This is a genomic window from Asanoa sp. WMMD1127, from assembly GCF_029626225.1.
GTDB lineage: Bacteria > Actinomycetota > Actinomycetes > Mycobacteriales > Micromonosporaceae > Asanoa.
The window spans coordinates 2,281,298-2,300,498 of the sequence record NZ_JARUBP010000001.1 but is presented as its reverse complement, the minus strand read 5'-3'; the positions used below and the strand labels follow the sequence as shown (position 1 = coordinate 2,300,498).

The 19,201-nt window shown below is 73.4% G+C and carries 16 protein-coding genes; 11 read left to right on the top strand and 5 right to left on the bottom strand.

The annotated features are described in order from the left end of the window. Positions 1 to 12 precede the first annotated feature (12 nt). Positions 13 to 690, bottom strand: coding sequence for a Crp/Fnr family transcriptional regulator (locus tag O7635_RS11080; protein ID WP_089254691.1), 678 nt, complete (start codon positions 688 to 690; stop codon positions 13 to 15). A 149-nt stretch (positions 691 to 839) separates the two neighbouring features. Here O7635_RS11080 and O7635_RS11075 point away from each other — a divergent pair, with 149 nt between their 5' ends. The 10 genes from O7635_RS11075 to O7635_RS11030 all read left to right on the top strand — a co-directional run bounded on the left by O7635_RS11075 (position 840) and on the right by O7635_RS11030 (position 12,802). Next, on the top strand, positions 840 to 1,493 hold the full coding sequence (locus O7635_RS11075; protein ID WP_278080323.1) for an adenosylcobinamide amidohydrolase: 654 nt from the start codon (positions 840 to 842) through the stop codon (positions 1,491 to 1,493). A 56-nt stretch (positions 1,494 to 1,549) separates the two neighbouring features. Continuing rightward, positions 1,550 to 2,710 (top strand): CapA family protein, encoded by a 1,161-nt coding sequence (locus O7635_RS11070; protein WP_278080322.1) that lies wholly within the window; start codon positions 1,550 to 1,552, stop codon positions 2,708 to 2,710. A gap of 86 nt (positions 2,711 to 2,796) precedes the next feature. Continuing rightward, positions 2,797 to 3,387, top strand: a complete 591-nt coding sequence (locus O7635_RS11065; RefSeq protein WP_278080321.1) for a TetR family transcriptional regulator — start codon at positions 2,797 to 2,799, stop codon at positions 3,385 to 3,387. Between the two features lie 11 nt (positions 3,388 to 3,398). After that, entirely contained in the window at positions 3,399 to 4,190 is a 792-nt protein-coding gene (locus O7635_RS11060; RefSeq protein ID WP_278080320.1) for a TIGR03084 family metal-binding protein, read from the top strand. Further along, positions 4,187 to 5,854 carry an acyclic terpene utilization AtuA family protein gene (locus tag O7635_RS11055; protein ID WP_278080319.1) on the top strand — a complete coding sequence of 556 codons (1,668 nt, stop codon included), beginning with the start codon at positions 4,187 to 4,189 and terminating at the stop codon, positions 5,852 to 5,854. The genes O7635_RS11060 and O7635_RS11055 overlap by 4 nt, the downstream gene beginning before the upstream one ends. Before the next feature lie 79 nt (positions 5,855 to 5,933). After that, positions 5,934 to 7,535 carry a carboxyl transferase domain-containing protein gene (locus tag O7635_RS11050; RefSeq protein ID WP_278080318.1) on the top strand — a complete coding sequence of 534 codons (1,602 nt, stop codon included), beginning with the start codon at positions 5,934 to 5,936 and terminating at the stop codon, positions 7,533 to 7,535. 11 nt (positions 7,536 to 7,546) lie between these two features. Next, positions 7,547 to 9,571 carry a biotin carboxylase N-terminal domain-containing protein gene (locus O7635_RS11045; protein ID WP_278080317.1) on the top strand — a complete coding sequence of 675 codons (2,025 nt, stop codon included), beginning with the start codon at positions 7,547 to 7,549 and terminating at the stop codon, positions 9,569 to 9,571. A gap of 29 nt (positions 9,572 to 9,600) precedes the next feature. Next, positions 9,601 to 10,761 carry an acyl-CoA dehydrogenase gene (locus tag O7635_RS11040; RefSeq protein WP_278080316.1) on the top strand — a complete coding sequence of 387 codons (1,161 nt, stop codon included), beginning with the start codon at positions 9,601 to 9,603 and terminating at the stop codon, positions 10,759 to 10,761. A 44-nt stretch (positions 10,762 to 10,805) separates the two neighbouring features. After that, positions 10,806 to 11,228, top strand: coding sequence for a hypothetical protein (locus tag O7635_RS11035; protein WP_278080315.1), 423 nt, complete (start codon positions 10,806 to 10,808; stop codon positions 11,226 to 11,228). Continuing rightward, positions 11,225 to 12,802, top strand: a complete 1,578-nt coding sequence (locus tag O7635_RS11030; RefSeq protein WP_278080314.1) for a serine/threonine-protein kinase — start codon at positions 11,225 to 11,227, stop codon at positions 12,800 to 12,802. Before O7635_RS11035 ends, O7635_RS11030 begins: the two co-directional genes overlap by 4 nt. A gap of 6 nt (positions 12,803 to 12,808) precedes the next feature. Here O7635_RS11030 and O7635_RS11025 read toward each other — a convergent pair whose 3' ends face one another. The 4 genes from O7635_RS11025 to O7635_RS11010 are packed head-to-tail and all read right to left on the bottom strand — an operon-like array spanning position 12,809 to position 17,883. Next, positions 12,809 to 16,447, bottom strand: a complete 3,639-nt coding sequence (locus tag O7635_RS11025; protein WP_278080313.1) for an adenylate/guanylate cyclase domain-containing protein — start codon at positions 16,445 to 16,447, stop codon at positions 12,809 to 12,811. After that, a complete protein-coding gene (locus O7635_RS11020) occupies positions 16,444 to 17,235 on the bottom strand; it encodes an MBL fold metallo-hydrolase (RefSeq protein ID WP_278080312.1) in 792 nt (263 codons plus the stop codon). Before O7635_RS11020 ends, O7635_RS11025 begins: the two co-directional genes overlap by 4 nt. Before the next feature lie 31 nt (positions 17,236 to 17,266). Beyond that, positions 17,267 to 17,731: a RidA family protein gene (locus O7635_RS11015; RefSeq protein WP_278080311.1), complete on the bottom strand. Its 465-nt coding sequence runs from the start codon at positions 17,729 to 17,731 to the stop codon at positions 17,267 to 17,269. Further along, entirely contained in the window at positions 17,728 to 17,883 is a 156-nt protein-coding gene (locus O7635_RS11010; protein ID WP_089254704.1) for a DUF4177 domain-containing protein, read from the bottom strand. The genes O7635_RS11015 and O7635_RS11010 overlap by 4 nt, the downstream gene beginning before the upstream one ends. 95 nt (positions 17,884 to 17,978) lie before the next feature. Between O7635_RS11010 and O7635_RS11005 the strand changes: the two genes are divergently transcribed. Next, positions 17,979 to 19,187 carry a hypothetical protein gene (locus O7635_RS11005; RefSeq protein ID WP_278080310.1) on the top strand — a complete coding sequence of 403 codons (1,209 nt, stop codon included), beginning with the start codon at positions 17,979 to 17,981 and terminating at the stop codon, positions 19,185 to 19,187. The last annotated feature ends 14 nt before the right edge of the window (positions 19,188 to 19,201 follow it).

The following is a 19,201-nucleotide window of genomic DNA, read 5'->3' as shown; positions in this document are numbered from 1 at the left end:
AAGAGAAAGCCTTCAGACCCGGGCCCGCCGAGCCAACCGCTCCGGGTCCAGGATGATGATCGACTTGCCGTCGAGCCGCAGCCAGCCGCGCGAAGCGAAATCGGCCAGGGCCTTGTTCACGGTCTCTCGCGACGCCCCGACCAGCTGGGCGATCTCTTCCTGCGTCAGGTCGTGGGTGACCCGCAGGACGCCGCCGTCGCGGGTGCCGAAGCGGCCCGCCATCTGGAGGAGGTTCTTGGCCACGCGGCCCGGCACGTCGGTGAAGATGAGGTCGGCCAGAGCATCGTTGGTACGCCGCAGGCGGCGCGCCAGGACCCGCAGCAGCTGCTCGGCGATCTCCGGCCGGTTGTTGAGCCACGGGCGCAGCGCCTGCTTGCGGAGGCGGGCCAGGCGGGTGTCGGTCACCGCCGTGGCGGTGGCGGTGCGCGGGCCCGGGTCGAACAGCGACAGCTCGCCGACCATGTCGGACGGGCCCATCACCGCGATCAGGTTCTGGCGGCCGTCGGCGGCGCGGCGACCCACCTTGATCTTGCCGCTCAGCACGATGTAAAGGCTGTCGCCTGGTTCGCCCTCGTTGAAGACGATCTCGCCCTTTCGGGCCTCGATGGTCTCCATGTCCTTGGCGAGCGCTTCGGCCGCCTCCGGGTCTACACCCTGGAAGATGCCGCTACGGGCCAGAACCTCATCCATCGCGCACCTCAGTTCCACGAATGGCGCGGAAACCGCGCGCAGTCAGTCTAGGCGTACGCATCGGCGAACCGGCCCGGCAACCCCCGGATCGTGATCAGTCCATGCGCTGGGCCGACCCACCCGGTTGCCACCTGCCCTATCGTCGGCGCGTGCCGTTCAAGCCCATTCTTACCGCGCGTCAGGAGGAGGGCGAAAGTATCCCCCTGCTGGTCTGGCGCTTACCCGCACTCATGCGGGCGATCAGTTCGGCCCCGCTCGGCGGCGGGATCGGCGACCGCGGTTGGGTGGTCAACGCGACCGTGCCCATGTCGTACGCCCGCGATGATCCGCACGAGCACCTGGCCGCGCTGGCCGGCGAGTTGGGCCTCGACGGCGCCGGTGTCGGTTTGTTGACGGGCGTAGACGTGACGCAACGGGTCGCCGCGGTGGATGGGGACGCTGAGGTCTGGGCCACGGTCGGGCTCGGCAAGCCCATCATGGCCGCCGCCGACCACGTGATCCCGCATCAGCACCGGCCCGGAACGATCAACATCGTGGCCTTCCTGCCGCAGCGGCTCAGCGACGCCGCCCTGGTCAACGCTGTCGCGACGATCACAGAAGCCAAGGCCCAGGCGCTCTGGGAGCTCGGCCTCCACGCGACGGGCACCGCCACCGACGCCGTCACCGTGCTGTGCCCGGCGGACGGGCCGGCGGAGCCGTACGGCGGGCCGCTTTCGCTGTGGGGTGGCCGGCTCGCCCGGGCCGCGCACCGGGCGGTCCGTGAGGGTGGCTCGCGGCCCAAGATCCCCTGGTCGGAGCGCTGACCCATCCTCCTGTCGGAGGGTCCCGAGAATCGCTCGGGAACGATAAAGTCCCCCGCGTGTATGCCCCCGCCACCCCGCGCAAGCGTGCCGCCGTCGTCGCCGCGATAGCCGCCGCGGCGCTGCTCGGCGTCGGCGTCGCGGGCGTGGCCGCGGCGACCCGCGGTGGCGGTGGTGACCAGGCCGGGGTGTGGGTGCACCCGACCAAGTCGCCCCAACCGCGCGCGGAGGCGACCGAGGAGACCGCCGACGAGGAGCAGTCGATCTCGCTCTCGGCGACCGGTGACATCGTGATGGGCAACGCGCCGGGCAGCCTGCCGTCCAACGGCGGCAAGGGCTTCTTCGACGGCGTCAAGAAAGACCTCGCCGCCGACCTGGTGATGGGCAACCTCGAGGAGCCGCTGACCGACGACACCGGCCGGTCGAAGTGCGGCCCGGAGTCGACCGGCTGCCACCAGTTCCGGGCCCCGCCGGGCTATGCCAAGCACCTAAAGGACGCCGGCTTCGAGCTGCTCAACCAGGCCAACAACCATGGCAACGACTACGGCGCCGACGGCTACGAGAACACGCAGCGGGCGCTGGAGAAATACGGCCTGCAGCACACCGGCGCCGTCGACCAGATCACCGTCGCCGACGTCGAGGGCATCAAGGTCGCCGTCGTGGGCTTCTCGTCGTACCCCTGGAACAACAGCCTCATCGACATCGCCGACGGCAAGAAGCTCGTCGCCAAGGCGGCCGGGCAGGCCGACCTCGTGGTGGTGCAGGTGCACATGGGTGCCGAGGGCTCGGGCAAGACCCGGGTCAAGCCGGGCACCGAGATGTTCCTCGGCGAGAATCGGGGCGACCCGATCAAGTTCGCGCACAGCATGATCGACGCGGGCGCCGACCTGATCGTCGGTCACGGCCCGCACGTGCTGCGGGCGATGGAGTTCTACAAGGGCCGGCTGATCGCCTACAGCCTGGGCAACTTCGCCGGTGGCGGCGGCACCCTCAGCCGCAACGGCCCGCTCGGCCTCGGCGCGGTGCTCAAGGTCGAGCTGACCGCCGACGGCACCTGGGTCGACGGCGAGCTCGTCTCCACGGCCATGAACAGCGCCGGCAAGCCGGTCACCGACCCCGACGGCGACAGTCTCGACATGGTCAGCGGGCTCAGCAAGCAGGACTTCCCCAGGACAGGCGCCGAGTTCGACGACAACGGCAAGATCAACCCACCTGCCTGACCCGCGTCCCACGAGAGCCACGAAACAGACAAAATTCAAAAACAAGCAGGCTTGACTGTTTGTTTCGCCCACGCCATGCTCAAGACGTGCGGACCCCGCAGCAGGAGCGCAGCCGAGCCACCCAGGCGCGCCTGCTCGACGCGGCCGTCGACAGCCTGGTCGACCTCGGCTGGGCCGGCACCACCACCACGGTGATCGCCGAACGCGCCGGCGTCTCCCGCGGCGCGCAGCTCCACCACTACCCGACGAAGGCGACGCTGGTCATGGCCGCCGTCGAGCACCTCGCCGACCGCCGCGCCGCCGAGATCCGCGCCGAGGCGGCGAGCCTGCCGCGCGGCGCGCAACGGGTCGACCGCGTCGTCGACATGCTCGCCGCCGCCTTCACCGGCCCCCTCTACGCCGCCGCCCTCGAGGTCTGGGTCGCCGCGCGCACCGACCTGGAACTGCAAAGAGCCCTCGTGCCGGTCGAGGCCAAGGTCGGTCGCGAGCTGCACCGCCTCACCGTCGAGCTGCTCGGCGCCGACGAGCGCCGCCCCGGCGTACGCGAATCGGTGCAGGCGACCCTCGACCTCATGCGCGGTCTGGGCGTGGCCAACCTGCTCTCCGACGACGCGGGCCGCCGCGCCGCCCTGCTCCGCGAGTGGAAGCGACACCTCGCCGCCGTGATCCGCGACTGAAGGAGGCCCCCGTGGTCGAGCTCGCCGCTCTGCTCACCGACCTCGACGCCGAGACCGCCGAGCTCGACGCGCTGGTCGCCGCCCGGCCACCCAAGGACTGGGCGCGGCCCACGCCGAGTCCGGGTTGGACGGTCGCGCACCAGATCGCCCACCTGGCCTGGACCGACCGCGCCGCGCTGCTGGCCACCACCGACGACGCCCAGTTCGTCGCCCTGCTCGCGCCACTGGCCGACGACCCGGACCGGATCGTGGACCGCGGCGCCGAGGAATACCTCGCGCCACCCGACGAGCTGCGGCAACGCTGGCTGGCCGGGCAACGCGAGCTCGTCGCGGCCCTCCGCGAGGCGCCGCCGGGCAAGCGGATCCCCTGGTTCGGCAACCTGATCACGCCGCAGTCGATGGCCACCGCCCGCCTGATGGAGACGTGGGCCCACGGCCTCGACATAGCGGACGCGCTCGAGCTAACCCGCACCCCGACCGAGCGGCTGCGGCACATCGCGTTCCTCGGCTTCCGCACGCTCGGCCACTCGTTCCTCGCCCACGGCCGACCCGCGCCGAGCGAGCCGGTCCGCGTCGAGCTCACGGCCCCCGACGGCGCCGAGTGGACCTTCGGCCCCGAGCACGCCACCGACCGGGTGACCGGCCCCGCGCTCGACTTCTGCCTGCTGGTCACCCAGCGCCGCCACCGGGCCGACCTGGCGTTGATCGCCACCGGGCCGGTCGCGAGCGAGTGGCTGACGGTGGCCCAGGCGTTCGCGGGGCCGCCCGGGGTCAAGCGCGAGCCGACGGCGGCCACGTCATGATCCGCATCGGCAACGCGTCCGGCTTCTACGGCGACCGTTTCAGCGCGTGGCAGGAGATGCTCGACGGCGGCGAGCTCGACGTGCTGACCGGCGACTACCTGGCCGAGCTGACCATGCTGATCCTCGGCCGCGACCGGGCCCGCGACCCGGCGCTCGGCTACGCCAAGACGTTCCTGCGCCAGCTCGAGGGCACTCTCGGCACCGCGCTCGAGAAGGGCGTCAAGCTGGTCACCAACGCCGGCGGCCTGCACCCGGCCGGGCTGGCCAGGGCGATCGAGCAGCTGGCGGAACAACAAGGTCTGACACCCCGCATCGCGTACGTGGAAGGCGACGCCCTCCTGCGCCCCGACGCGCTGACGGCCAACGCCTACCTCGGCGCGTTCGGCATCGCCGCCTGCCTCGACGCCGGGGCCGACATCGTGGTCACCGGCCGGGTCACCGACGCCGCGCTGGTGGTCGGCCCGGCCGCGGCGCACTACGGCTGGTCCCGCGACGACTTCGACGCCCTCGCCGGCGCCACCGTGGCCGGCCACGTGATCGAGTGCGGCGCGCAGGCGACCGGCGGCAACTTCAGCTTCTTCACCGAGCTGCCCGACGGCGCCCGGCGGCCGGGTTTCCCGATCGCGGAGATCGCCGAGGACGGCGCCAGCCGGATCACCAAGCACCCGGGCACCGGCGGCGCCGTCACCGTGGAGACCGTCACCGCCCAGCTGCTCTACGAGATCGACAGCCCGGCCTACCTCGGCCCCGACGTGGTGACGCGGCTCGACACGGTCCGGCTGCACGCCGAGGGCCCCGACCGGGTGGCGATCAGCGGGGTGAAGGGTCTGCCGCCGCCGCCGACGCTCAAGGTCGGCGTGGCCAACCTCGGCGGCTTCCGCAACGCGATGACGTTCGTCCTCTGTGGGCTCGACATCGAGGCCAAGGCGGCGCTGGTCCGTGGTCAGCTCGAGGACGCGGTGGGCAAGGAGGGCCTCGAGTTCACGCTGGCCCGCACCGACCACCCCGACGCGGTGGACACCGAGGCCGCCAGCGCCCTGCTGCACGTACACCTGAAGGATCAGGATCCCAAGCGGGCCGGGCGGGCCTTCTCGGCGGCCGCGGTGGAGCTGGCGCTGGCGTCCTATCCGGGTTGCACGTTGACCACTCCGCCGGGTGACGCGACCCCGTTCGGGGTGTTCACCGCCGACACGGCGCCGCAGGACGCGGTCAACCACACGGCCGTGCTCCCCGACGGCAAACGGGTGACGATCCGCCCGCCGGCCCGCACGATCACGCCCCAAGCCGCGGCGCAGCGGCAGTCAACGCAGCCGGCCGCCGACAGGACGAAGCAGACCCAGCTCGGCCGGCTGCTCGGCGCCCGATCCGGTGACAAGGGCGGCGACGCCAACCTCGGTGTCTGGGCCCGCACCGACGCGGCCGCCGACTGGCTGCTCGGCTGGCTGACCACCGAGCGGCTCACGGAACTGCTGCCGGAGACGGCGCCGCTGACCGTCGAGCGCCACGAGCTGCCCAACCTGCGGGCGGTCAACTTCGTGATCCGCGGTCTGCTGGGCGCCGGCGTGGCCGCCTCGACCCGGTTCGACCCGCAGGCCAAGGCGCTCGGCGAGCTGTTCCGGGCCCGGGTCGCCGAGGTGCCGGCCGACCTGCTGGAGGCAGCGTGACGTGCGACATGCGTGTCGCCTCCGCCGAGCCGCTCGTTACGGAGGTGGCAATGGCCAAGGACGTCTGTGAGGGGTGCGCGTGACTGTCATGGAGACCGCGGTCGACCCGCGCAACCCGTCCTACCTGGAGAACCGCTCGGCGATGCTGGAGCGGCTCCACGAGTACGAGGACGCGCTGGACGACGCGCGGGCCGGCGGCGGCGACAAGTACGTCACCCGTCACCACGCCCGCGGCAAGCTGCTGCCCCGCGAGCGGATCGAGCTGCTGCTCGACCAGGACGCGCCGTTCCTGGAGCTGTCACCGACCGCCGCGTGGGGCACCGACTTCCCCGTCGGCGCGAGCGTGGTCAGCGGCATCGGCGTGGTCGAGGGTGTCGAGTGCGTGATCGTCGCCAACGACCCGACGGTACGCGGTGGCGCGATCAACCCGTACGCCCTGAAGAAGACGCAGCGGGCTGGCGAGATCGCGCTGGCCAACCGGCTGCCGCTGGTCAACCTGGTCGAGTCCGGCGGGGCCGACCTGCCGACCCAGGCGGAGATCTTCATCCCCGGCGGCGGCATCTTCCGCGACCTGACCCGGCTCTCGGCGGCCGGCATCCCCACCATCTCCGTGGTGTTCGGCAACGCCACCGCCGGCGGCGCCTACGTGCCGGGCATGTCCGACTACACGATCATGGTGCGGCACCAGGCCAAGGTGTTCCTGGCCGGCCCGCCGCTGGTCCGGATGGCCACCGGCGAGATCACCGACGACGAGTCGCTCGGCGGGGCCGCGATGCACGCCGGCACCAGCGGGCTGGCCGACTACCTGGCCGAGGACGAGCGCGACGGCCTGCGGCTGGCCCGGCAGGTGGTGCGCCGGCTCAACTGGCGCAAGCAGGGCCCGGGGCCACGCACCACCAACCCGATGGCGCCGAAATACGACGTCGAGGACCTGCTCGCGATCGCCAGCGCCGACCAGCGCACGCCGTTCGACCCCCGCGAGGTGCTGGTCCGGGTGCTGGACGGCAGCGAGTTCGACGAGTTCAAGCCCGGCTACGGCACGGCGCTGGTGACCGGGTGGGGCGAGCTGCACGGCTACCCGGTCGGCGTGCTGGCCAACGCCCGCGGCGTGCTGTTCTCCGAGGAGTCGCAGAAGGCCGCGCAGTTCATCCAGCTCGCCAACGCCACCGACACCCCGCTGCTCTTCCTGCAGAACACGACGGGCTACATGGTCGGCGCGGAATACGAGCAGCGCGGCATCATCAAGCACGGCGCCCTGATGATCAACGCGGTGTCCAACTCCCGGGTCCCGCACATCACGGTCAACCTCGGTGCCTCCTACGGCGCCGGCAACTACGGCATGTGCGGCCGGGCGTACGAGCCCCGGTTCCTGTTCACGTGGCCCAACGCCAGGTCCGCGGTGATGGGCCCGACCCAGCTCGCCGGCGTGCTGTCGATCGTCGCGCGGCAGGCGGCCGAGGCCAAGGGCCAGCACTACGACGAAGACTCCGACCAGGCGATGCGGATGATGGTCGAGCAGCAGATCGAGAGCCAGTCGACGGCGCTGTTCCTGTCGGGCCGGCTCTACGACGACGGCATCATCGATCCGCGCGACACCCGTACCGTCCTCGGCCTGTGTCTTTCGGCCATCCACAATGCCCCGATCAAGGGCGCCGAGGGCTTCGGCGTCTTCCGGATGTGAGGTCTCCGCGCATGATCCGCAGACTGCTGGTGGCCAACCGGGGTGAGATCGCCCGCCGGATCTTCGCCTCGTGCCGCCTGGTCGGCATCGAGACGGTCGCCGTCTACTCCGACGCCGACGCCGACTCGCCGCACGTGGCCGAGGCGGACTACGCCGTCCACCTGCCCGGCAACGCGCCGACCGCGACCTACCTGCGCGGCGACCTGATGATCGGCGCCGCGCGCAAGACCGGCGCGGACGCGATCCACCCGGGCTACGGGTTCCTGTCGGAGAACGCCGACTTCGCCGCCCTGGTCACCGACAGCGGGCTGACCTGGGTCGGGCCGCCGGCCAAGGTGATCGCCACGATGGGCTCCAAGATCGAGGCGAAGCAGCTGCTGGCCGACGCCGGCATCCCGATGCTGCCGACCTGGTTCGACCCCGACCGGGTGACCGAGTTCCCGGTGCTGGTCAAGGCGTCCGCCGGTGGCGGCGGGCGCGGCATGCGGATCGTGCACGACCGCGAGTCGCTGCCGGACGCGATCGCCTCGGCCCGGCGCGAGGCGGCGCTGGCGTTCGGCGACGGCACGGTGTTCCTGGAGCGCTACGTCGAGAGCGCCCGGCACATCGAGGTGCAGGTCTTCGCCGACAACCAGGGCACCGTCGTGCCGTTCGGCGAGCGGGAGTGCTCGATCCAGCGGCGCTATCAGAAGATCGTGGAGGAGGCGCCGTCGCCGGTGGTCACGCCGCAGCTGCGCGAGCAGCTCTGCGCGGCCGCGGTCACCGCCGCCCGTGCGGTCGGCTACGTCGGCGCGGGAACCGTCGAGTTCCTGGTGGACGCCGTCGGCGGCGGCTTCTACTTCCTCGAGATGAACACCCGGCTGCAGGTCGAGCACGGCGTCACCGAGCTGATCACCGGCTTCGACCTGGTGCAGCTCCAGCTGGTGGTGGCCGAGGGCAACCCGCTGCCGCTCAACGCGCCGCCGCCGATGCGCGGGCACGCGATCGAGGTGCGGCTGTGCGCCGAGGACCCGGCCGCCAACTGGCTGCCCTCCACCGGCACCCTGCACCGCGTGCACATTCCGCAGGTGGCCGGCGAGTTCAAGCCCCTGGCGGCGCCCGGTCTGCGGCTCGACTCCGGGGTGCGGGACGGCTCGGTCGTCGGCGTCCACTACGACTCGATGCTGGGCAAGCTGATGGCGTGGGCGCCGACCCGGGCCGACGCGGGCCGGTTGCTGGCCGGCGCGCTCGCCCGCGCCGAGATCCACGGCGTGGCGACCAACCGTGACCTGCTCGTGCGTACGCTGCGGCATCCGTCCTTCCGGTCCGCCGACATCGACACGGCGTTCCTGGAGCGGCACCCCGAGGTGTTCGCTCCCCTGCTCTCCTCGGTCGACGCGGTGCGGGTGTCCTGCCTCGCCGCCGCCCTGGCCGGCGCCGCCGGCCGCCGCACCGAGGCCACCGCGCTGGGCACCCTCCCGTCGGGCTGGCGCAACGTGCCGTCCCGATCGCAGACCACGGTGTACGACGGCCCGGCCGGCCCGGTCGAGGTCGGCTACCGGCTGGACCGCAGCGGCGACCTGGTCAACTGGTGGGTCCGCGCCGTCGACCCCGACGACCCGGACCTCGGCGGGCTCGGCCAGCCGCCGGCCACCGACGACCACCCGCCGGCCCAGGTGGTCTCGGCCGAGCCGGACGCGGTCGCCCTCGACGTCAACGGCATCCGGCTGCTGTTCACCGTGCGCCGGGTCGGCGAGGTGTCCTACGTCGACAGTCCCGAGGGCTCGGTCGCGCTGCAGGAGCTGCCCCGGTTCCCGCTGCCGTCGGCCGAGCTGGCCGAGGGCTCGCTGGTCGCGCCGCTGCCCGGGCACGTCAGCCGCGTCATGGTGGTGCCGGGCCAGCGGGTCCGCCCCGGCGAGCTGTTGATGACGCTCGAAGCCATGAAGCTCGAGCACCCCGTGTACGCGCCATCCGCCGGTTATGTCGCCTCGCTGCCGGTCGGTCCCGGCTCGCAGGTGGAGACCGGCGCCGTGCTGGCGGTCCTGAGTCCCGAGTAACCCGTCTAGCGAGTCGGAGGCCACCCCTCATGAACTTCGACCTCACCCCCGAGCAGAGCGACCTGCGCGACGCCGTGTCGGCCCTCGGCCGCCGCTACGGCCACGAGTACTTCATCGGCAAGGCCAAGGCCGGCGAGCACACCACCGAGCTGTGGGCCGAGGCCGGCAAGCTCGGCTACCTCGGCGTCAGCATCCCGACCGAGTACGGCGGCGGTGGCGGCGGCATCACCGAGCTGACCATCGTCTGCGAGGAGCTCTCGGCGACCGGCTCGCCGCTGCTCCTGCTGGTCGTCTCGCCGGCGATCGTGGCGACGATCCTGGCCAAGCACGGCACGGAGGCGCAGCGGGCCGAGTTCCTGCCGCGCCTCGCCGACGGTTCTGTGCTCATCGCGTTCGCCATCACCGAACCCGAGGCCGGCTCGAACTTCCACCGGCTCGGCACCGTGGCCCGCCGCGACGGCGACGGCTGGGTGCTCAACGGCCGCAAGTGCTTCATCTCCGGCGTCGACCACGCCGACTACGTGATGGTGGTGGCCCGCACCGAGGACGCGGCATCGGGCCGGCTGGTCCCCGCGCTGTTCCTGATGCCGACCGACGCGCCGGGCCTGACCAGGTCCAAACTGGACATGGAGATCGTCTCGCCGGAGTCGCAGTGGCTGCTCTACCTCGACGACGTGCGGCTGCCGGGTGACGCGCTGGTCGGCGGCGGCGCTGACGCGGGCCTGCCGGCGCTGTTCGCGGGGCTCAACCCGGAGCGGATCACGGTCGCCGCGATGAGCGCGGGCACCGGCCGCTACGCGCTCGACCGGGCGTCGCGCTATGCGGCCACGCGGTCCGTGTGGGGTCGCCCGATCGGCACCCACCAGGGTGTCGCGCATCCGCTGGCGCACGCCGCGATCCAGGTCGAGTTGGCCCGGCTGATGGTCTACAAGGCGGCCGCGCTCTACGACGCGGGTCGCGACCTGGAGGCGGGCGTGGCGGCCAACATGGCCAAATACGCGACCGCCGACGCCGCCGCCCTCGCGGTCGACACGGCGATCCAGGCGCACGGCGGCAACGGCATGACCACGGAGTACGGCGTGGCCACGCTGCTGGGCGCGGTGCGCGCGGGCCGGATCGCGCCGGTCAGCCGCGAGATGATCCTCAACTTCGTCTCGCAGCACGTACTCGGCCAGGAAAAGTCGTACTGATCGATCGTTGATCATGATGTTCGAAGATGCTTGGATCTTCGAACATGAGACTTCCTCGTTCGGCGGCCGGTTGGACGATGGCCGTGTTCGGCGTGCTGGCGATCATCATGGGCGTGGTCGGCCTGGTCAGCCCCGATACGTTGCTGAAGGGCCTGGGCTTCGAGGTGCTCGGGTCCCGGCCGCCGGGCGACTACACCAAGACGTTCATGGCGGCCTCGTCGATGGCGTCGCTCAACATGGGCGTCTACTACCTGGTCGCCGTCGCCACCGAGTGGCGGCCGTTCTACCTCTTCACGGTGATCTTCCGGCTGGTGACCTTCACGGTTTTCACGATCCTGGTGGTCACCGACGCCGCGCCGGGGCGCTTTTTCGGCGTGGCGGCCTGGGAAGGACTCGGCGCGCTGGCGACAGGTGTCGCATTGTGGTTCGAACGAAAGCGGGAAGCTTCGGTACCTTCTAACCCGTGAATGGCACATCACCTGGCGCACTCCCCCTGCCAGTTGTGCCTGGTTTGACCGACTTGTCGGTGTTCGCCAGGGGCGGTTATGCGACCGTCTACCGGGCGACCCAGGCGTCGGTCGGCCGCGAGGTCGCCGTCAAGGTCGAGAACCGCACCCTCGACACCGAGCGCGACCAACGCCGGTTCCTGCGCGAGGCCCGCGCGGCCGGCCGGATGTCGTCCCATCCGCACGTCGTGGACCTCTTCGACGCCGGCGTCACCGCCGACCGGCACCCCTACCTGATCATGGAGCTCTGCGACGGCTCGTACGCCGAGCGCATGAAAAGCTCTCCGCTCTCCGCCGCCGAGGCGCGCGACGTCGGCGTCAAGATCGCGGACGCGCTGGCCGACGCCCACCAGCTCGGCGTGCTCCACCGCGACGTCAAGCCGGCCAACATCCTCTACTCACGCTTCAACGAGCCGGCGTTGGCGGACTTCGGCCTCGCGGTGCTGGCCGAGGTACGCGACTCGTCGGTGACGCTGGAGGTGCTGACCCCGGCGTACGCCGCGCCCGAGATGTTCCGCCACAGCGAACCGTCGCCCGGAGTCGACGTCTACGCCCTCTCGGCGACGCTCTACGCGATCATGCGGGGCAAGCCGCCGCGCTGGCGCGAGGACCGCGACCCGAGCCTGGTCACGCTGATGGAGATGTTCAGCGAGCGGATCCCGGACCTGCCCGGCGTGCCGCCCGCGTTCCTGGACCTCCTGCGGCACGGCATGGCCAACGATCCCGCCGACCGCCCATCGGCCGAGGAGCTGCGCGACCGCCTCGCCGCCCTGCCGGCCGACGGCTTCGGGCCGGCCCGACCGATCTCCGGCGCCCCGACCTCCGGGGCCTCGGCCTCCGGCGGTCCGGTCTCTGGCGCCCCGGTCTCCGGCGCCCCGGTCTCCGGCGGCGCGACGCCGAGCCGGCCGGTTTCGGGCGGCCCGTCCGTCTACGTCTCGCGGTCCTACGCGTCGCCGGCCCCGGCGCAGCCCAGCGCCGACGACCATCCGACGGTCCCAGGGAGCCGGCGCGGCCGCCGCCGCTGGTGGCTGGGCGGTTTCGGCATGGTCGCGCTGATCGCCATCGGCGGCCTGACCACCTGGTACGCCGCCAGCCGGCCCGACACCGACCCGATCGGAGCGCCCACGCCGGTGCCGACGGCCAGCGTCCGCCTCGGCGGCGGCCAGGCCCTGCCGGGCTGTCTGATCCCGCTGCCGGCGGAGGGCCGCTGCCCCGACGAGCTCGAGTGCTTCGACGAGGCCGCCGCCGAGCAGGTCCCGTGTGCGGGCCCACACACCTGGGAGACGTTCGCGGTGGGCGAGGCGCCGGTCGCGCTGACCGCCGTCGACCGCCCGACCCTGCGCGCCGACCCGACCGTCCGCCAGGTCTGCGGCCGGTCCAGCTTCATGGCGGCGACCACCCTGATGAGCACCGAGGGCTGGACACTCGACGTGCGGCCACCGGACAAGACCGCCCTCGCGGCCGGCGACCGCACCTACCGCTGCCTGGCCAGCCGCGGCCCGGACGCCCTCGAAAAGCCAACCCTCACGGGCTGACAGGGCCTAGGCGAGCGACCGCGGCGGCGCCGTCGGGTAGAGGGATGCCTGGAGGGCCTTGGCGCGGGCCCGTTCGCTGGTCTGCTCCGTCGAGAACGACAGGTCGACGGCCCGCTCGGCCGCGGCCAGCGCCTCCGTGTGCCGGCCCGCCGTGTCCAGTGCCCGCGCCAGCACCTCCGCGCCGATCACCCGGCTGCGGACGTCTTCGGCCGGCACGGCGGCGGCGCGTTGCGCCCAGTCCAGCGCCTGCTCGCAGCGGCCCGCGGCGAGCAGCGCCGACGCATAGGCCGCCAGCGCCTGTTGCCGCGAAAACAGCAAGGAAGGCGTGCCGCTGGCCGACGCGATCGGTGCGAGTAGGCCGATCGCCGTGGTCGTGTCGCCGGCCCGGCAGCGGGCGGCGGAGAGCAGCACCCGCGGGCCGACCTGGGCCGGCGCCAGCGGGTTGTGCGGCTCGACCGCGGTGATCACGGAGCGGGCGTCGGCCTCGGCGGCGTCGAGGTCACCCCGGTCGAGCGCCACGAAGCCGCGGAGCGTGCCGGCCATGCCCATGAGCAGCGGATGACCGATCCGATGGGCATAAGCCGCCGCATCGGTCAGCAAATCGGTCGCGTGCTGTGGCTCGCCCAGCCCCCGGGCCACCACACCCCGGACGACGAGCGCGAAGCCGCGGCCCCAGTCGTCGGAGGCGGCCGCGAAGTCGCGGTAGGCGCGGCGGGCCTCGCGGTCGGCTTCGGCCAGGTCGCCCAGCTCGGCGGCGGCGAACGCCTCGACCGCGCGCAGGGTGCCGACCGCCCACGCCTCGCCGACGCGCTCGCCGAACGGCAGGAAGATGCGGGCCAGCCGGCGGGCCTCGGAGAGGCGACCGGCCAGCAGGCGGGCGTAGGCGGTGGTGCCGCGCAGCCAGGCCCGGCCGACCGGGTCGCCGAGCTGCGCGAACAGCCGCGCCGCCCGGGCCAGCACCGCGTCGGCGCCGGCGAAGTCGCCCCGGGTGGTGGTCACCCAGGCCAGATTCTGCAGCGACCAGGCCTGCCCGCGCTCGTCGGCGGCCGCCACGTTGACCTGGTAGGCCGCCGCGAACCGGCTGCTCGCCTGGGCCAGCTTGCCCTGCAGGAAGTCGGCCATGCCGAGCCGGCGCATCGCCTCGGCGCGCGGGCCGGGCAGGTTGGCGTCGGTGGCCACCTGCAGCGCGTCGCGCCACATCACCTGGGCGCGGGCGAAGTCGCCGAGCGACCGGTGAGCCCGGCCGGCGAGTAGCAGGGCGCCGGCCCGGGCGCTCGGGTCGGCCGAGTTGGCGGCGATCTTCTCCGCGTAGGACAGGGCCTCGCTCACCCGCCCCGTCTGCTGCAGGGCCCGGGCGTGCACGAGGCGGTCGGCGACCGGCAGCGCGTCGCCGGCCAGGGCGGCCTCGCGCTCGGCGTATTCGACGGCCGTGGTGGGCTCGCCGGCCGCGGCCGCGCGGCGGGCAGCCCGGCTCAAGGCGGCGATGCCCAGGGGTACGACGGTGCGGGCGGCCGCGTCGGGGCGGAGACCGACACTGTCGGCGAGGGCGACGGCGCGCTCGGCGTGGTGGGCGATGAACGCGTCGCGGTCGCCGTCGGACCAGCTGCCGGGGTCGGCGGTGGCCCCGTCGACCGCGACCGGCCGGCGCCCGACGACCACCGTGGTCGGTGCGGTCGGCGCCGCCCACTTGGCGAGGAAGGCGTGCCGCTCGGCCAGGTCGGCCTTGCCGATGCCGGAGTAGGCCGCCTCGTGCATCAGCGGTGTGCTGAACGCGTAGCCGCCGCGGGTGCGCTGCAGCATGCGGCGCTGGAGGAGTTCGTCGACGGCGCGTTCGAGCTCGACGGCGACCACCGCGGCCGGTCGCCCGGCCCGGCCCGCGTAGTGCTCGCGCAACGCCTCGAGGGTGCCGCGGGGCACCTGGTCGCCGATCACCGCGGCGTCGCGCAGCACTCCCCGGGCGTCGCCCGGCAGCGCGTCGATGCGGGCGGCGAGCACGGCGGCCAGGTCGCGGGAGAGCAGTCGGCTGGTCAGCGAGCCGGCGGCCAGCCGCCAGCGCTTCTCGCCACCGCCGTCGACGCTGACCTTGGTCAGGGCACCGCGCTCGATCAGCAAGGTGACCAGCTCGGCGAGGTAGAACGGGTTGCCCTGGGCGGTGGCCAGCAGGCCGTCGTTGTCGGGTTGCGGCAGCTTGCCACCGCTGAGATAGGACGAGAGCAGCCGGGCCGCGTCCGCGCCGCGCAGCGGAGGCAGCGTGACCACCTCGGCGTCGGCCAGCCGGGTCAGCGCGCCGGCCGTGCGCACGAGCTCGGGCCGGCCGAGCAGCAGCACCAGGGCCGGGCCGGCGAGCCGCGACAGCATCACGCCGAGCGCCTCGATGGTCTCGGGCGTCGCGTCGTGCAGGTCGTCGACCACCACCATCAGCGGTGTCTCGGCGGCGAGGCCGGTGAGCAGGGCGGCCACCGCGGCCGGGACGGCGGCGGCGTCGGCACCGGGGATGTCGCCGGACCACTCGCCCGGCACCGGCGGGACGGCCGCCGGCAGCTCGCCGTGGCCCAGCAGGGCCAGCAGGAGGTCGGACGCGATCGGCGGGGCGTCGGGCAGCCGGGCGAGCCGGGTGGTCAGCCGGCGCAGCCGCTCTTCGACGACCGCCTTGGTGGGCGGGGTGCCGTTGTCGGCGGGGGCACCGATCGCGGCCCGCACCAGATCGGCCAGCGGCGCCAGCCGGCGACGCTCACCAAAGGCGGCGCAGCGCACCGAGAGCACGCGGGCGCCGGTGCGAGTGGCGAACCGCGCGGGACCGACGTCGTAGCCGGAGGCCAGCCGCTCGGCCTCGCCCGCGAACCGGGTCTTGCCGATGCCGGCCTCGGCGGTCATCAGCATGACGGCGGGCTGACCCTGGTCGACCACCTCGGCCAGCCGGCCGGCGAGCCGGCCCAGCTCGGCCTCGCGACCGACGAACGGCGCCTCCTCGCCGAGACCCGACCGGGTGCCCGGGGCGTCGTGCAGGCCCAGCAGCTCGTAGGCCTCGACCGGGTCGCGCTTGCCCTTGAGCCGGAGCGGGCGCAGCTGCCGCCAGGAGGCGACCCGCCGGGTGCGGGCGAACGTGCTCGCGCCGGCGTAGACGGCGCCGACCGCGGCCGCGTCGGCGAGCCGGGCGGCGGTGTTGACCGTGTCGCCGATGACCGTGTATTCGATCGCGGCCTGAATGCCGGCGACCACGTCGCCGGTGTTGAGGCCGACCCGCAGGCCGAGCGGCGCGCCGCCGCCGCGCTCGTCGTCCAGCACCCGGCGCACCGCGCGCTGCATCGACAGGGCGGCGCGGACCGCGCGCTCCGCGTCGTCCTCGTGCGCGACGGGTGCGCCGAAGACGGCCATGATTCCGTCGCCGGTCAGCTTGTCGACGTGGCCGCCGAACGTCTTCACCGCGCCGGCCAGGGCGGCCAGCACGCGGTCGGTCACGGCGCCGACCCGCTCGGGGTCGACGTTTTCTGACCAAGAGGTGAAATCAGACAGATCGCCGAAGAGTACGGTTACGACCCGCCGCTCGGCAGCGGGCAGGCTCGCCGCCGCGGGCAGGGCGGCTCCGCAGTTGTGGCAGAAACGGGCGCCGGGTATGGCGACCGTGCCGCACACGGGACACGTCACGGTCCATCCAACCCCTGTGACCCCCGTCGCGATTCCCCGGATGGCACACCGAGATATGCGAGCTGGGCCCGGACCGACCAGATGGCGGCCGGCCAGAGCGAGGGATCGACGTCGGCGTAGACGGTGAAAACGACCTCTTCGGCGGTTTTGGCGCCATCTGCGAGCGCCTGCCGGACCTGCTCGAGGCGGGCCTGCCGGTGGGCCAGGTAGAACCGCGCGGCGACGGCGCAGTCGGCCAGCGCGGGGCCGTGGCCGGGCAGGGCCAGGTGGCCGGGGTAGGCCATCAGCAGCTCCAGGCTGGCGAGGTAGTCGCCGAGGTCGCCGTCGGGATGGGCGACCACCGTGGTGCCACGGCCGAGGATCGTGTCGCCGGTCAGGACTGCCCGCTCGCCACCCACCGAAACCACGAAACAGATCGAGTCGGCGGTGTGGCCGGGGGTCGGGAGCGCGGCGATCCGGAGGCCGGCCAGCTCGCGCTCGCCGAGGTCGCGGACCACCGGCGCGCCGGCCAGCTCGGCGAACCGCTCGAGCCCCTCGACGTGGTCGGCGTGGCCATGGGTGGCCAGCACGGTGCCGATCGGGCCGTGCGCGGCGATGGCCGCCAGGTGCCCCTCGTCGAGCGGGCCGGGATCGACCACCACCGCCGGGGCGCCCGCGGTCGCCCGCAGAACCCAGGTGTTGGTGCCGTCGAGCGTCATCGGGCCCGGGTTGGGCGCCCGGACCAGGGTGGCCCACTCCGGCAGGCGCTCGGCCAGGGCCGCCGCCGGAGTGGTCACGTGGGCCGTCATGGGTGCGATCGTACGACCGGAGTACGACAGGTCAGGCGGTGGCGACCTCGACGATGGCCTCCACCTCGACCGGGGCGTCCAGCGGCAGCTCCGAGACACCGACGGCGCTGCGGGCGTGCCGGCCGGCCTCGCCGAACACCTCGCCGAACAGCTCCGAGGCGCCGTTGATCACGGTCGGCTGCCCGGTGAAGCCCGGGGCGGAGGCGACGAAACCGACGACCTTGACCACCTTGACGACGTACTCGAGGCCGACCAGGGCGTCGATCGCCGCCAGCACGTTGAGGCCGCACTGCCGGGCCAGATCGCGGGCCTGCTCCGCGGTCACGTCGGCGCCGACCTTGCCCTTGGCCAGCAGCTCGCCGCCCTCGATCGGCAGCTGACCGGAGGTGTAGACGTAATTCCCGGATTGCACGGCCGGCACGTACGCGGCCACCGGCGGGACCACCTCGGGCAGGGTCAGACCCAGGTTGGCGAGGCGCTCGTGCGGAGTCGTCACGACTTGGGTCGCTTCAGGTAGGCGACCAGCTGCTCCGGGTTGGGACCGGGGATCACGGAGACGAGCTCCCAGCCGTCGTCACCCCAGTTGTCCAGAATCTGCTTGGTCGCGTGAACCAGCAGCGGCACGGTCGCGTACTCCCATTTCTGCATGCGGCCGAGGTTACCGGTGCCGATACCGGGCGCCGGAGGTCGGCTACCCTGCTCGGCGACGGCTGACCGGACCCGTTCGAACCCCTGGGGAGACCATGACCGTGCCGCCCGACGGCGCCGAGCGCCGGCCAGCTGACGCCCCAGAACCGGGCGACGAAGGCGACGGCCGGCCCGCGGTCCCGCCGCCACCCCCGCCCCAGGCGGACCCGGCCCCGCCGCCACCCCCGAGCGCCCCTGGCCCGGAGACGCCGGCACCGGCCCCCGAGCCCGCTCCCGCGGAGCAGCAGACCGCGCCCACGGCGGAACAGGCCCCGGTGGCCGAGGCCGACGCGGACCGGACGCAGCCGATCCCGCCGGTCGCGGAAGCACCGCCAACCACGCCCGCCCCGGCGGCCGCCCCCGCCCCGGCGGCCGCCCCCGCCTCGGCGGCCGCGCCGGCCCCGGCGGCACCTCAGGTCACGCCGCCACCGATCAGCGCGCCACCGGTCGCCACTCCGCAGCCGCAGCCGCCGCTCTGGACTCCACCGCCGTGGACGGCGCCCACCGCGCCCACTCAACCGGTGCCGCAGCAGCGGCCCGAGCCCAAGCAGATGCCCACGCCGGTCCCGGCCCACCAGCCGGCCGTGCCGCCGGGCACCCAGGACTGGGCGACCGGCCCCGTGGGACCGCCGCCCACAGCGCCGCCCACAGCGCCGCCGCCCACAGCGCCGCCGCCCACAGCGCCGCCGCCGGGCGCCCCGCCGATGCCGGGCGGCGCGCCGCCGTGGGGTCCGGGCGCCCCGGTGCCGGGCCCCGGCCAGCCCCAATCCTCCGGGCCGTGGCCGGCCCCGCCGGGCGTACCCCCTTATCCGCAGGCGCCGCCGCGGCGCCGGCGCGGCCTCGTCGTGCTGGCCGTCGTGCTGGCCGCGGTCCTGCTCTGTGGCGGTGGCGGTCTGGCCGCCTTCTTCGTGCTCCGCGACGCCGAGAGCGGCGAGGGCGCGGCCGAGCCCGTGGTGGCGGTGGATAGCTTCCTGGACGCCGTCTACGTCGACCAGAACCCCACCGCGGCCGCCGCCCTCGTCTGCCGCGAGGCCCGTGACCTGCGCGTCCTCCAGGACAAGGTCGAAGAGGTGAAGCGGTACGCGCGGACCTACCCGAGCCCGCGTTACCGGTGGGACACGCCGAAGGTCGAACAGCAGGACGCCGAGAAGGCGATCGTCTCCACGAAACTGACCGTGCTGACCGCCGACGACCGCAGCACCGAGGAACAGCTCCGCTTCACCCTGGTCCACAACACCGGCTGGTGGGTGTGCGACGTCGGCTAGCACTTACTGTTAAT